Annotated in this window: 12 protein-coding genes; 5 read left to right on the forward strand and 7 right to left on the reverse strand. The window is 68.3% G+C overall.

Annotation, left to right across the window (positions count from 1 at the left end; genetic code table 11):
- Window positions 1–26: 26 nt before the first annotated feature.
- Window positions 27–2138 (reverse strand): M13 family metallopeptidase, encoded by a 2112-nt coding sequence (locus N4G47_RS00730; protein ID WP_475284600.1) that lies wholly within the window; start codon window positions 2136–2138, stop codon window positions 27–29.
- Between the two features lie 177 nt (window positions 2139–2315).
- Here N4G47_RS00730 and N4G47_RS00735 point away from each other — a divergent pair, with 177 nt between their 5' ends.
- A complete protein-coding gene (locus N4G47_RS00735) occupies window positions 2316–5378 on the forward strand; it encodes a bifunctional diguanylate cyclase/phosphodiesterase (protein ID WP_475284603.1) in 3063 nt (1020 codons plus the stop codon).
- A gap of 84 nt (window positions 5379–5462) precedes the next feature.
- On the opposite strand, the gene N4G47_RS00740 is transcribed toward N4G47_RS00735, so the two are convergent.
- Window positions 5463–6344, reverse strand: a complete 882-nt coding sequence (locus N4G47_RS00740; protein WP_475284605.1) for a LysR family transcriptional regulator — start codon at window positions 6342–6344, stop codon at window positions 5463–5465.
- Window positions 6345–6440: 96 nt separating this feature from the next.
- On the opposite strand from N4G47_RS00740, the gene N4G47_RS00745 reads away from it, so the two are divergent.
- The 3 genes from N4G47_RS00745 to N4G47_RS00755 all read left to right on the forward strand — a co-directional run bounded on the left by N4G47_RS00745 (window position 6441) and on the right by N4G47_RS00755 (window position 9440).
- Complete coding sequence (locus tag N4G47_RS00745; protein ID WP_475284607.1) at window positions 6441–6851, forward strand: DoxX family protein; 411 nt, start codon at window positions 6441–6443, stop codon at window positions 6849–6851.
- A 31-nt stretch (window positions 6852–6882) separates the two neighbouring features.
- Window positions 6883–7671 (forward strand): dioxygenase family protein, encoded by a 789-nt coding sequence (locus N4G47_RS00750; RefSeq protein ID WP_475284609.1) that lies wholly within the window; start codon window positions 6883–6885, stop codon window positions 7669–7671.
- A 119-nt stretch (window positions 7672–7790) separates the two neighbouring features.
- On the forward strand, window positions 7791–9440 hold the full coding sequence (locus N4G47_RS00755) for a Na+/H+ antiporter (protein ID WP_057498198.1): 1650 nt from the start codon (window positions 7791–7793) through the stop codon (window positions 9438–9440).
- Window positions 9441–9582: 142 nt separating this feature from the next.
- On the opposite strand, the gene N4G47_RS00760 is transcribed toward N4G47_RS00755, so the two are convergent.
- Complete coding sequence (locus tag N4G47_RS00760; protein WP_475289870.1) at window positions 9583–9807, reverse strand: DUF3297 family protein; 225 nt, start codon at window positions 9805–9807, stop codon at window positions 9583–9585.
- Window positions 9808–9919: 112 nt separating this feature from the next.
- Between N4G47_RS00760 and N4G47_RS00765 the strand changes: the two genes are divergently transcribed.
- The gene (locus tag N4G47_RS00765; RefSeq protein ID WP_107232295.1) at window positions 9920–10462 is read left to right on the forward strand and encodes a DUF6630 family protein; all 543 of its coding nucleotides are present in this window, start codon (window positions 9920–9922) and stop codon (window positions 10460–10462) included.
- A gap of 64 nt (window positions 10463–10526) precedes the next feature.
- On the opposite strand, the gene N4G47_RS00770 is transcribed toward N4G47_RS00765, so the two are convergent.
- The 4 genes from N4G47_RS00770 to motA form a co-directional block, all read right to left on the reverse strand.
- Entirely contained in the window at window positions 10527–10802 is a 276-nt protein-coding gene (locus N4G47_RS00770) for a DUF4031 domain-containing protein (RefSeq protein WP_475284612.1), read from the reverse strand.
- Between the two features lie 13 nt (window positions 10803–10815).
- Entirely contained in the window at window positions 10816–11310 is a 495-nt protein-coding gene (locus N4G47_RS00775; RefSeq protein ID WP_475284614.1) for a hypothetical protein, read from the reverse strand.
- Window positions 11311–11438: 128 nt separating this feature from the next.
- Entirely contained in the window at window positions 11439–12377 is a 939-nt protein-coding gene (gene motB, locus N4G47_RS00780) for a flagellar motor protein MotB (protein ID WP_475284616.1), read from the reverse strand.
- Between the two features lie 3 nt (window positions 12378–12380).
- Window positions 12381–13235 carry a flagellar motor stator protein MotA gene (motA, locus tag N4G47_RS00785; RefSeq protein ID WP_008264562.1) on the reverse strand — a complete coding sequence of 285 codons (855 nt, stop codon included), beginning with the start codon at window positions 13233–13235 and terminating at the stop codon, window positions 12381–12383.
- Window positions 13236–13286 lie beyond the last annotated feature (51 nt).

Consider the following 13286-nt stretch of genomic DNA (forward strand, 5'->3'; position numbering starts at 1 on the left):
GCCTTGCGGCGCCCGTTCCGGTTACATCACCACACCTTGACCCGCTTGTCCGGGGCCAGGTACAGCTTCTGGCCTTCCTTTACTTCGAACGCCGGGTACCAGGCGTCGATGTTGCGCACGGTCAGTGCGCGGAACTGGCCCGGTGCGTGCACATCGGTCAGCAGCGAGTTGCGCAGCGCCTGCTCGCGACTCTTGCTGCGCCAGGCCTGGGCGAAGCCGAGGAAGAAGCGCTGGTCCGGGGTGAAGCCTTCCAGGGTCTGGCCCGGCTTGCCCTGCAGCGACAGCTGGTAGGCGTCATAGGCGGTGCCCAGGCCGGCCACGTCGGCGATGTTCTCGCCCAGGGTCAGCCTGCCGTTCACATGCACGCCCGGGAACGGCTCGTAGCTGCTGAACTGCGCGGCCAGCGCGTCGCCGGCGGCGTTGAACTGCTTCAGGTCCTCGGCGGTCCACCAGTTGTGCAGCTTGCCGGTTTCGTCGAACAGCGCACCGGCGTTGTCGAAGCCGTGGCTGATCTCATGGCCGATCACCGCGCCGATCGCACCGTAGTTCACCGCATCGTCGGCAGCGCCGTCGAAGAACGGCGGCTGCAGGATCGCCGCCGGGAACACCAGGCGGTTTTCCAGCGGCACGTTCATGGCGTTGATGGTCTGCGGCAGCATCGCCCACTCGCTGTGGTCGACCGGCTTGCCCAGCTTGGCGATGTTGCGCTGGTACTCGAACAGCTCGGCGCGCTGTGCATTGCCCAGCGCGTCATCGCGGCGGATCTCCAGGCCGGTGTAGTCGCGCCACTTCTCCGGGTAGCCCATGCCCACGGTCAGCCCGGCCACCTTGGCCTTGGCGTGCGCCTTGGTCTGCGGCGACATCCACGACAGTGCATCGATGCGCTTGGCGAAGGCGGCGATGATGTTCTTGGCCATCTCGTCCGCACGTTCCTTGGTCTTGGCGTCGAAGTGCTTCTCGACGTAGCGCTTGCCGATGGCCTCGCCAACCGCGTGGTTGGCATCGTCCACCGCGCGCTTCCAGCGGTCGCTCTGCTGCGGCGTGCCGCTCAGTGCGGTGCCATGGAAGGCGAAGCGGGCATCGGCGAATTTCTTCGGCAGGTAGGCGGCGGCGCGGTCCAGCGCGTGGAACGCCAGGTAGTCCTTCCACACCTCCAGCGGCTCGGTGGCCACCAGCTTGGACAGGCCGGCCACGGCCTTGGGCTGCCACACGATGAAGTCCTGCTGCTGGCCCAGCTTGGCCGCCTCCAGGAACGCGGCCCAGTCCATGCCCGGCGCCTTGGCGCTGAAATCGGCCTGGGTCCACGGGTTGGCACCCTTGGTCACGTCGTTGGTTTCTTCCTGGGTGGCGTGCGCCTGCGCGATCTTCGTTTCGAGTGCGAGGATGCGCTGCGCCTTGCCGGCCGGGTCGGCGACACCGGCCAGCTGCAGCATCTGCGCGATGTAGGCCTGGTACTGCTTGCGCAGCTCGGCCATGCGGCCGTCACCGAGGTAGAAGTCGCGGTCGGGCATGCCCAGCCCGCCCTGCACCAGGTAGGGCGCGTTGCGGTCCGGCTGCAGCAGGTCCACCGATACCCACAGGCCGAACAGGCGGTCGGTGTAGAAGTTGGTTGCGTTGAGCAGGTCGACGTCGGCGCGCACGTCGCCGCCGAGGGCACGGGCCAGGCCGGCCTTGTCGGCGATGGCATCGATCGCCTTCAGCTGCGGCTGCACCGGGGCGACGCCGTGCTGCTCGATGCCGGCCTCGTCCATGTAGGCGGCGTAGTAGTCGCCGATCAGCTTGTCGTCACCGCTGGCCTGGGTGTTGCCGGCGGCGCCTTCGAGGATGGCGCGGGTGTCGGCCAGGGTCTTCTCGGCGATGACATTGAAACTGCCGAAGCGCGAGCGGTCGGCCGGGATCTCGGTGTTCTTCACCCAGGTGCCGTTGGCGAAGCCGAAGAAGTCGTCACCGGCGGCGATGCTGCGGTCCATGCCGCTGGCATCGAAGCCGAAGCTGCCCAGCATCGGCTTGGCGGCCACGGGGGTGGCATCGGCCGGCGCGGCGGTGCCGGCTGCCGGATCGGCCGGACGGTCGCAGGCGGCCAGGGACAGGCTGGCAACGATGGCCAGCGCCAGGGTGGGACGGCGCAGCTTGGACATGGACTTCTCTTGCAGCGGGAAAACACTAAGTCTAATCCGCCGCGGGGCGGCTGGCCGCTCCTGCATGCCGGCTGTGCTGTGCAGCATCTGGCTGAACGCGCGGGCGTGATCTTCACGCCGTCATCGGTGTGGTGCATGCTGGCCGCTGGCGCCCTGCGCGGACACGGGGAGGTGACCATGCGGGGCAGGGTCAGGCGTCAAGAATGGCGTCCGCCGGCCGTTGAGGTCGGGGATGTGGAGGATTCGTTCGCGCATGAAGCCAGCCGACTGCACAAGGACACCCAACCGATGCCCGCGTTGAAACGGGCGTTGGCCCGACCCCTGCGCGCCATCACCTGGGGCGGCGTGCTGCTGGGGGTGCTGCTGGTGGCCGGCTTGACCACGATGCTGGTCAACGACCACCACCGCCGCCTGGAAGCCGCGCAGCGGCAGAGCCGTGCGCTGGCGGTGGGCAGCGAACGCCTGCTGGCGCTGGAACTGCGCAATCTGGAGCGGGCGATGACCGGCATTGCCGGCGATGCCGGCGAGCTGTTCCGCAGCGTGCCGGCACAGGCACCGGCCTTGCTCGATGCCGCCATCGGCGGCGTGCTGCGCCGCCACGCCGAGCTGCACAGCATCGTGGTGCTCGACCGCCATGGGCGCGCACTGACCGCCGGCAGCGGCGACCTGCAGCTGCCGCTGTGGACCGACCCGCAGCGACGCGGCCAGGGCAGCGCGCTGTACATCGGCCCGCCGCTGCGGGCCAGCGACGGCGGCTGGGTGGTGCCGCTGGCCTTGCCGATGAGCGGTGAGCGCTGGCTGCTGGCGCGGCTGCGCTGCGCCGAGCTGCAGCGCATTGCCGGTGGTCTGGACGTGGGCCCGAACGGGCTGGTTTCGATCAGCGACGCCGAAGGCTACATGCTGGCCCGTGTGCCCGATCCGCATGGCACGGTCGGCCGCCGTTACGATCTTCCGCGGCGTGAGCTGCTGGGCCAGCAGACCGTGGTCGAACTGGGCAGCCTGGCCGGCGTGGTGGATGGCGTGCCGCGCATCACCACCATCAGCACGCTCGACCGCAGCCCGCTGGCGGTGCAGGTGGGGTTGGCCGACGAGGACGTGCTGGCGCCGTGGTGGCCGTACCTGCAGGCGTCGGTGGCGATCGTGCTGGCCTACGTGCTGGTGTTGCTGGTGCTGCTGTATGCGGTGCGCCGCACCACGCGCCGCCAGCAGTCGATGGCCGAGGAACTGAAGGCCGGCCATGCCGAGCTGCGGCTGGCCCACCAGGTCGGGCGGGTCTGCACCTGGTACGTGGACGAAGACGCGGCATTGCTGCGCTGGTCGCCGTTGGCACGCGAAATTTTCGGGGTGCACACCGACGCGCTGCCGGTGGCGGACTTCTTCGCACGGGTGCACCGCGACGACGCCGCGCACCTGCAGCAGGCGTTCGACCAGGCCTTCGCCGGTGGTGCGGTGCTGGATGAGGTGTTCCGCCTGGTGTTGCCCGGAGGCGATGTGCGCTGGGTGGGGGCGCGCGGCCAGCGCGTGGAGGTGGCCGACAGCGAGCGGCGCATGATCGGCGCGCTGACCGACCTGAGCGAGCGCTACCAGGCGCGCGAACAGATGAGCGAGGTCGAACGCCGTTTCCGCCTGTTGTTCGACCGCAACCCGGCGCCGTTCTGGGTATTCGATCCGGACACGCTGCGCTTCATCGAAGTCAACGACGCTGCGGTGCGGCAGTACGGCTACAGCCGCGAGGAATTCCTGGCGATGAGCATTCTCGACATCCGCCCCCGCGAAGGCTGGGACGAGGTGAAGGGCGCCATTGCCAAGGCCCGCGTCGGCGAGCTGCAGGACGCAACGGTGCGCCTGCATCGGCGCAAGGACGGCAGCGTGTTCGAAGTGCGCGCACACCTGTCCAAGCTCGATTTCGATGGCCAGCCGGCCTGTCTGGTGCTGGCCGAGGACGTCAGCGAACGCCTGGCCTACGAACGCGACCTGGCCTACCAGGCGCGGCACAACCCGGCCACCGGCCTGCTCAATGTGCGCGCGCTGACCGGGCAGCTGGACGAGCGCGATGTCGGCTACACCATCGCCTTCGTGCAGCTGCGCGGCCTGCAGCTGGTGGCCGATACGCTGGGGCGCGAGATCGGCGATGCCGTGCTGCAGTCGATGGCGACCCGGCTTGGTGGGCTGGGGGCCCGCTGCGGCACGCTGGCGTTCCAGCCGGCCGAGGACTTCGTGTTCGCCATCGCCGCCGAGCACGATACCCAGCGCGTGCTCGACGACCTGCTGCAGATCGTATCGGCACCGATGCGCGGCAAGGATTCGCTGCACCAGTTCGAGCCGCGCGTGGGCGTGGCCGTGCATGTGGCCGGTGATGGCCACAGCGCCGAACAGGTGATCGGCATGGCGGCGCAGGCGGCGCATGCGGCACGCGCCGAGGGCAACGTGGTGGTGTGGTTCGATGCCGCGGTGACCACGCGGCTGGCCGACCGCCTGCGCCTGGCTGGACGTATCCATGCGGCCATCGACAACGAGTTCCAGCTGTACTTCCAGCCGATCCGGCATGCCGGTGACGGCAGCCCGGCGGCGCTGGAGGCGCTGCTGCGCTGGCCACAGGCCGACGGCAGCTTCATTCCGCCCAACGAGTTCATCCCGTTGTGCGAGGACACCGGCCTGATCCTGGCCCTGGGCCGCTGGGTGATCCGCGCGGCGGCGAAGGCGCAGCGGCGGTTGGTCGAGGCCGGTTGGGGCGAGCTGCCGATTGCGGTCAATGTCTCGGCCGTGCAGTTCTTCAACAGCGATCTGGTGGCCGAGTTCACCCGCGCCCAGCAGGAGTTCGGCCTGGCCCGCGGTGCGCTGCATGTTGAATTGACCGAGAGCAGCCTGATGCGCAAGCCGGCGCAGGCGATGCAGACCATGCAGCGCCTGCACGAGCAGGGCATCAGCGTGTCGCTGGATGATTTCGGCACCGGTTATTCCAGCATGTCCTACCTGCAGCACCTGCCGCTGGACATCCTGAAGATCGACCGCAGTTTCGTCGCCGACGTGGAAACCAATCCGCGCAACGCCTCGATCTGCCGCGCGCTGCTGTCGCTGGGCCACAGCATGGGGCTGACCATCATCGCCGAGGGCGTGGAGACGCCAGGGCAGCTGGACTGGCTGGCCGCGCACGGCTGCGACCAGGTGCAGGGCTACCTGCTGGGACGGCCGGCACCGCTGGAACGGATCATCGACGCGTTGGATGAAGTGGCGGCGTGATCGATCATGCCGGCCAGCGGCCGGCACTACCGGACCGAACCACGACGGTAGTGCCGGCCGCTGGCCGGCAAACGCCAGACCCGGCTACACCCCGTTTTCCACCAGGTGGTCGATGAAACTGCGCACCTTCGGTGCCAGGTGGCTGCGGCTGGTATAGACGGCGAAGATGCCGATCGGCGCGGCTTCCCATTCGGGCAGGATGCGCACCAGCCGGCCATCGGCCAGTGCGTCGTGCAACAGGAAATCCGGTTGCAGGATCACCCCCATCCCGGCAATCGCCGCCTCGCGCAGCACATCGCCGTTGTTGGCGTGCAGCAGGCTGTGCACCGCCACTTTCACTTCGCCGCCCGGTCCCTGCAGCGGCCAGTGATCGCCGGCCGACCAGTAGCTGTAGCCCAGGCAGGCGTGCGCTTGCAGGTCCTGCGGGACCTGCGGGGTGCCGTGTGCGGCCAGGTACGACGGCGCGGCACACAGGCTCACCCGGGATTCGCCCAGGCGGCGCGCGATCAACGCCGGGCTCGGCTCGCGGGTGATGCGGATGGCCACGTCGTAACCTTCCTCGACCATGTCCACCAGCCGGTCGGACAGCGCCAGATCCAGTTCCACCTGCGGAAAGCGCTGGCGGTAGCCGGCCAGCAATGGCCCCATCCGGGCGATGCCCCAGCTGACCGGTGCGTTGATGCGCAGGGTGCCGGAGGGCTCCAGCGCCTGCGCGCCGATGCTGGCCTCCAGCGCGTCGAACTCGGCCAGCAGGCGCACGCACTGGGCGTAGTAGGCCGCGCCGGCACTGGTCGGGCTGACCCGGCGCGTGGTGCGGTGGAGCAGGCGGGTGGACAGGCGCTTTTCCAGCGCGGCCACCTGGCGGGTAACGCCGGCGGTGGACATGTCCAGGGCCTGGGCGGCGGCGCTGAAGCCGTTGCGCTCGACCACCGCCACGAACACACGCATCGCCTCGAGGGTGTCCATTGTTGCGCCTTTTGAAATAAATACGGTCAAACGATCGTATTTATCGGCCGGTGAAGGCGCAATAACCTGTGCCCATTCCTTCCGAGGTGCTTCCCCATGCACACCACGACTGCTCCTGTTTCTTCGCTGGCCCCGTATGGCGCCACCCTGCTGCGCCTGGCCCTGGGCGTGCTGTTCCTGGTCCATGCGCTGACCAAGCTGCTGGTCTTCACCCCGGCCGGAACCGCCGCGTTCTTCGAGTCGATCGGCCTGCCCGGCGTACTCGGCTACCTCACCATCGGCGTGGAGCTGGCCATCACCGCTGCACTGCTGCTGGGCATCTATGCGCGCTGGGTCGGCCTGGTCGGCGTGCCGCTGCTGCTGGGCACCATCGTTACCGTGCACGGCGCCAATGGCTTCAGCTTCGCCAACGCCGGTGGTGGCTGGGAATATCCGGCCTTCTGGGCACTGGCGCTGGTGGTGCTGTTCCTGGTCGGCGATGGCAAGTGGACCCTGCGTTCGCGCTGATCGCCGCCTGATCCTGCAACTGGAGAATTCCATGTCCCGTCTGCCTTCGCTGTACATCTCGCATGGTTCGCCGATGACCGCCCTGCATCCGGGCCAGGTCGGCGTGCGCCTGGCCGAGCTGGCGCGCGACCTGCCGACCCCGCGTGCCATCGTGATGGCCTCGGCGCACTGGCTGGGCCGGCAGCCGCTGGTCGGCGCGCATCCGCAGCCGCCCACCATCCACGACTTCGGTGGCTTCCCGCGCGCGCTGTTCGAACTGCAGTACCCGGCGCCGGGTGATCCGGCGCTGGCCGAAGAGGTGGCCGGCCGCATCGCCGCCGCCGGCCTGCCGGTGGCCATCGACCCGCAGCGCGGCCTCGACCACGGCGCGTGGGTGCCGCTGCGCCTGCTGCGCCCGCAGGCCGATATCCCGGTGGTGCCGGTGTCAATCCAGCCACTGCTCGGCCCCGAGCACCAGTTCGCGCTGGGCCGGGCACTGGCGCCGCTGCGCGAGCAGGGCGTGCTGCTGGTCGGTTCGGGCAGCATCACCCACAACCTGCACGACTGGGGCGACTACCAGGACGGCAAGGAAGCGCCGTATGTGCGGCCCTTCATCGAGTGGGTGGAACAGCGCCTGGCCGCCGATGACCGCCAGGCCCTGTTCGACTATCGCCGGCAGGCGCCGTTCGCCGAGCGCGCGCATCCAACCGACGAGCACCTGCTGCCGCTGTTCTTCGCGATGGGCGCGGCGGGCGAGGGCGGCTTCGGTGCACGTCGCATCGATGCCGGCATCGATGCCGGCTTCCTGGCCATGGATCTGTATCGCTTCGACGGGGCATGAGCCGGGGCTGACGCGCGGCCGCGCCCGTTGTCGCGGGTGCGGCCGCGTGTGGTAGTTTTTCCCGGGTTTCCGGCGCTGGCCTTCGAGCCTCTCCCCGCGCGCCGCTTCCTGGAAGAAGCATGCATACCATCGAAGTCGTCCTGGCGATGCTGGTGGCCGTTGTCGCCAGCGGCTACCTGGTTCGCGTCCTGCCGTTCTCGTTGCCGCTGCCGCTGGTGCAGATCGGCCTGGGCGCGGTGATTGCCGGGGTATTCAACCGTGGCCACGCGCTGGAGCCGGAGGTGTTCTTCCTGCTGTTCCTGCCGCCGCTGCTGTTCCTCGATGGCTGGCGCATTCCCAAACAGGGCCTGTTCCGCGACAAGGGCGCGATCCTCGAGCTGGCGTTCGGCCTGGTGGTGTTCACCGTGATCGGTGCGGGCTTCCTGATCCATTGGCTGATTCCGGTGATGCCGCTGGCGGTGTGCTTCGCGCTGGCGGCGATCGTCTCGCCCACCGATCCGGTGGCGGTGGGTGCGATTGCGTCCAAGGCACCGATCCCCAAGCGCCTGATGCACATCCTGGAAGGCGAATCGCTGCTCAACGATGCGTCCGGTCTGGTCTGCTTCCGCTTCGCGGTAGCCGCAGTGATGACCGGCACCTTCTCGCTGGCCACCGCCTCGCTGACCTTCGTGTGGGTGGCCGTGGCCGGCCTGGCGGTGGGTGTGGCGGTCACCCTCGGCGTGTCCACCTTCCAGCGCTGGCTGTGGCGCCGCTTCGGCGAAGAGCCGGGCGCGGCGATGCTGGTCAACCTGCTCATTCCGTTCGCGGCCTACCTGTTGGCCGAAGAAATCCATGCTTCGGGCATCCTCGCCGCCGTCGCCGCCGGCATCGCGATGAGCTACGTGGAGCTGACCGGCCGCGTCTCCGGCAGCATGCGCGTGCAGCGCGCCGGGGTCTGGAACATGCTGCAGTTCAGCTTCAACGGCATCATGTTCGTGCTGCTGGGCGAGCAGCTGCCGGGCATCGTTGAACGTGCCACCACCACCATGAACGAAAGCGGCCACCAGAGCGCGTGGTGGCTGCTGGTGTACGTGGTGGTGATCAACCTGGCGCTGATCACCCTGCGCCTGCTGTGGGTGTGGCTGTCGCTGCGCTGGAACCTGCTGCGTGCACGGCGGCGTGGCCTGGAGCGCGGCGAAGCGCCGAACTGGCGCATCGTGGTGGCGACCTCGGTGGCCGGTGTGCGTGGTGCGATCACCCTGGCCGGTGTGTTGACCCTGCCGCTGTTCCTGCCCGACGGCAGTGCCTTCCCGGCGCGCGACCTGGTGATCTTCCTGGCCGCCTCGGTGATCCTGTTCTCGCTGCTGGGCGCCAGCATCGCGCTGCCGCAGCTGCTGAAGGGCCTGCAGCTGCCGGCCGATTCGGGCGAACGCAAGGAAGAGGACCTGGCGCGCCGGCTGTCGTCGAAGGCCGCGCTGGCCGGGGTCGAGCGCATGCGCCAGCAGCTGGTGATGAACCAGAACACCGAGAACGTGCAGCTGTACAACGACGCCGCGTCGCGGGTGAGCCTGCTCTACCAGCGCCACCTGGAGCGCGACAGCGAGGGGCCCGACGTGGACCCGGAGAAGGTGCGGCGCATGGAAATGGGCTACCGCCAGCTGCGCAGCGCCGGCCTCAATGCCGAGCGCGAGGAACTGTTCCGGCTGACCCGGCGCGGGGTGATCTCCGATGAGATCTCGCGGCGCCTGATCCGCAACCTGGACCTGCTGGAGTCGCGCAAGCGCGAATGATGCCCGGGCCGGGCCGTGCTGGCGCCGATGCGGATCCGGCATTGGAATGTAGAGCCGAGCCTATGCTCGGCTGCTCTTGCTTCAGGCGTCATGAACCCGGAACGGAAAGCAGTCGAGCATGGCTCGACTCTACAAGAGCCGCTTATTCCGGCTTCGTTTCCAGGAAATACGCCTCGACCTTGCCCTTGACCTTGATGGTCATCGGGTTGCCGCGGCGGTCGCGGGCCTTGCCGGCCTGCACGCGGATCCAGCCTTCGCTGACCGAGTATTCCTCGACATTGTCGCGCTCGACGTCGTTGAACCGCACGCCGACGCCGCGCTCCAGCGCCTGCGCATCATGGAAGGGGCTGGCCGGGTTGATCGCCAGGTGGTCGGGAGGGTATCGCTCATCGCTTCATTCACAGTGACGGCCACCAAGGCCGGCTTCAGCGGCACAGGATAAACCGTAGAATGCCGGCCTGCCCCAAGGAATGCCGACCATGCCCGACAACAGCGACTATTTCGACTTCGAGGAAGACGCCCACGATTTCGACGAGGACGATTTCGAGGCGCGGGTCTGGAACCTGCTGGTGCTGATCAACCCGGGCGACGAGGAACTGGCCCTGCAGCAGTTCAACCGCTGGCGCGAGCACCTGGCCGAGGACGGGCAGCCGCTGGAAGCGGACAGCGACTGGCTGCCGGCGCTGTTCACGGCCATCGCCTGGCAGTCCGGTTTCGAGGTGGAGCGCGATGACCTGGAGTCGCTGCAGTCGGCGGTGAACGAGCTGTCGGCGCGCTTCAACCTGCAGCTGGACTGGGGCGGCGACCTGGACGATGAGGATTTCGCCGCCGATCTGGACGGGGTGCAGCTGATGTCCACCGCCTTTGATCGCCTGCGCGAGCACAACTACACGCTGTGGAGCGTGGATGCCGGCAACGGCGGCTTCAGCGGCGTGATGGCGCTGACCCGCGACGACGACGCGATGCTGGCGCTGTGCTCGCTGCTGAACGTGGAAATCCGGCTGGGCAGCGACCCGTTCTGAGGGATGGGCCGATCTGCCGGACCCCGTGGGTTCGGACCTTGGTCCGCACGCTTTGTGCGCCGGCCTACGGCCGGTACTGCGCCCTGGCGTTGGCGATCACCGCTTTGAGCAGCTCGCGGTCGGTGTGCCGGGAAATCGCCCGTGCACCGAGCGCAATGGCCTGCGCGCGCAGCTCGGCGGTGACATCGTAGTGGGCGCCGCTGGCCTTGTTCTGGAAGGCCCGCGGTGGGATGCCGAGCTGCGCCGCCATCGCGTGCAGCTCGGCCAGGGTGTCGGCCATCAGGTGCGCCCAGCGCTGTCCGCGCCAGGCATGCACCGCGTCATCGACGTAGACCGTCACCGCCGCGGCCGGTTCAGGCCTGCGGCTTGCTGTCGCTGTCGGCGGCCGGGGCGGCCTCGGCGTCGGCAGCAGCGGCTTCGGCCACGTCGCCTTCGGCGGCTGCGTCGTCCTCGCCCTCGCTGGCTTCGACGCCTTCGAACTCGGCAACCAGCTTGTCCAGGTACTCGTCAGCGGTCTGGCCGGACTCTTCGGCCAGGGTGTCCAGCAGCTTCTGCAGCAGCTCGGAGTATTCCAGGTTGACCTTGCGGCCTTCCTTCTCCTGCACGTTGGCCAGGTGCTTGAGCATGGCCAGCATCGGCACCGGGTTCTCGGCATTGCCCATGGTCTGGCCGCCGATGGCCAGCAGCCACTCACGGCCCTGCAGGCCGATGGCCGCGACCACCTGGCCGTCTTCGCTGGTCAGCACGGCGTGGTTCTGCACCTGCTGCTGGGCGTTCAGACGGAGGAACGGGCGCTTGCCCTGCTGCTTCTTGCGCTTGTCGCGCTTGGCCTTGGAGTTCTGGGACATGAGGTGGGGTCACCTGGAAACGGAAAGACCGCCATTGTAGCCGGTGTGCCGGGCCATGCCCTTGGTAGGTGCGGACCTTGGTCCGCACGCTTTTCCCGGATGTGCGGACCAAGGGCCGCACCCACCGTTTACCTTGCCTCGCCCTGCGCGGCCTGCACGTCCGGATCGGCGGTGGGCGCCGACAGCCCCACCTGCGGGCCGGCGCCGGCCAGGGCGGCTGCTTCGGCGGCCTGGGTCATCACCACGATGCTGATGCGGCGGTTGATCGGGTTCTGCGGGTCGGCCTTGTCAAACAGCACCGACGAGGACAGGCCGACCACGCGGGTGATCTTGCCGTCGTCCAGGCCACCGTCGATCAATGCGCGCCGCGCGGCATTGGCGCGGTCGGCGCTCAGTTCCCAGTTGCCGTAGCCGTGTGCGGCCGAATACGCGGTGATGTCGGTGTGGCCGGTCAGGCTGATCCGGTTCGGCACATGGTTCAGGTAATTGGCCAGCTCGTGCAGGATCTGCTGCGTGTACGGCTTCAGCGTGGCGCTGCCGAGGTCGAACATCGGCCGGTTCTGCTTGTCCACGATCTGGATGCGCAGGCCTTCCGGGGTCAGGTCCAGCAGCAGCTGGTCCTTGAACGGCTCCAGCGCCTGGCTCTTGCTGATCGCTTCCTGCAGCTCCTTCATCAGCTGCTCCAGCTGCTGCTTGTCGCGCTGCTGCTGGTCCACCGGCTGCGGCACCGCTTCCTTCTGGTTCTGGAAGGGATCGTTGCTGCTGCCGCGCGAGATGTCGGTGGCACCGCCCAGCTTGATCATCGAGGTACTGGCGCCGCCCGGGCCGGCCATGCCGGGGGCCGGCGTGGCGCTCTGCCCGCTCAGCGGGCTGGGGTTGCGGAAGTACTCGGAAATGGCGGCGCGGTCATTCTTGTTGGTGGTGGCCATCAGCCACAGCACCAGGAAGAAGGCCATCATCGCGGTCACGAAGTCGGCGTAGGCCACCTTCCACGAGCCGCCATGGTGGGCGGCGTGGCCGGCCTTCTTGACCCGGCGGACGATGACGGTGGGCTTGGTCTCGGCCATGGCTTACTTGACCGTCTTCAGGTGCTGCTCGAAATCGGAGAAGGCCGGACGCACGTTCGAGGGCAGCGTCTTGCGGGCGAATTCCAGCGCGATCTTCGGGTTGTAGCCGCGCAGGCAGGCCAGCAGGGCGGTCTTCACCGATTCATAGATGCGGCTGTCCTGTTCGGCGCGGGCTTCCATCGCCGCCGCCATCGGGCCGACGAAGCCGTAGCCCAGGAGGATGCCGAGGAAGGTACCGACCAGCGCACCGGCGACGTGGCCACCGACCTCGACGATGTCGCCGCCGATCGAGCCCATGGTGATGACGATGCCCAGCACCGCCGCCACGATGCCGAAACCGGGCAATCCGTCGGCGACCTTGGTCAGCACCTGCGACGGCGCCATGGCCTCGGCGTGGTGCTTTTCCAGCTCCAGTTCCAGCAGCGGCTCCAGCTCGTGCGGCTCGATGTTGCTGCCGATCATCAGGCGCAGGCAGTCGGTGATGAAGTCGATCAGGTGGTGATCGGCCTGCACCTTGGGGTAGTTGCCGAACAGTGCGCTCTCGGCCGGGCGCTCGACATGGTCTTCCAGCGCCATGAAGCCTTCGCGGCGGGCCTTGTTGAGCAGTTCGTAGAGCAGGCTGAGCACATCGATGTAGTCCTGCTGCTTGTAACGCGGGCCCTTGAACACGCCCACCATCGCCTGCAGGGTCTGCTTGACCGTCTTGGCCGGGGTGCCGACCAGGAACGCACCCAGCGCGGCACCGCCGATGATGACCAGCTCATACGGCTGCCACAGCGCCCCCAGGCGGCCATGTGCGCCGAGGTAGCCGCCCAGCACGCTGATGATGACAACCAGGAATCCAACGATGATGAGCATGGCGCAACGCAAGGAGCGGGGATATCTCCTTGTCGGCCCATCACCGGGTTT

It is taken from the genome of Stenotrophomonas sp. GSD10, assembly GCF_056172695.1.

Bases quoted from the DNA above. Each gene is read 5' to 3' on its own strand.
- N4G47_RS00730 (WP_475284600.1), bottom strand. From the start codon at position 2,138: ATGTCCAAGCTGCGCCGTCCCACCCTGGCGCTGGCCATCGTTGCCAGC.
- N4G47_RS00735 (WP_475284603.1), top strand. From the start codon at position 2,316: ATGCGGGGCAGGGTCAGGCGTCAAGAATGGCGTCCGCCGGCCGTTGAG.
- N4G47_RS00740 (WP_475284605.1), bottom strand. From the start codon at position 6,344: ATGGACACCCTCGAGGCGATGCGTGTGTTCGTGGCGGTGGTCGAGCGC.
- N4G47_RS00745 (WP_475284607.1), top strand. From the start codon at position 6,441: ATGCACACCACGACTGCTCCTGTTTCTTCGCTGGCCCCGTATGGCGCC.
- N4G47_RS00750 (WP_475284609.1), top strand. From the start codon at position 6,883: ATGTCCCGTCTGCCTTCGCTGTACATCTCGCATGGTTCGCCGATGACC.
- N4G47_RS00755 (WP_057498198.1), top strand. From the start codon at position 7,791: ATGCATACCATCGAAGTCGTCCTGGCGATGCTGGTGGCCGTTGTCGCC.
- N4G47_RS00765 (WP_107232295.1), top strand. From the start codon at position 9,920: ATGCCCGACAACAGCGACTATTTCGACTTCGAGGAAGACGCCCACGAT.
- N4G47_RS00775 (WP_475284614.1), bottom strand. From the start codon at position 11,310: ATGTCCCAGAACTCCAAGGCCAAGCGCGACAAGCGCAAGAAGCAGCAG.
- motB (WP_475284616.1), bottom strand. From the start codon at position 12,377: ATGGCCGAGACCAAGCCCACCGTCATCGTCCGCCGGGTCAAGAAGGCC.
- motA (WP_008264562.1), bottom strand. From the start codon at position 13,235: ATGCTCATCATCGTTGGATTCCTGGTTGTCATCATCAGCGTGCTGGGC.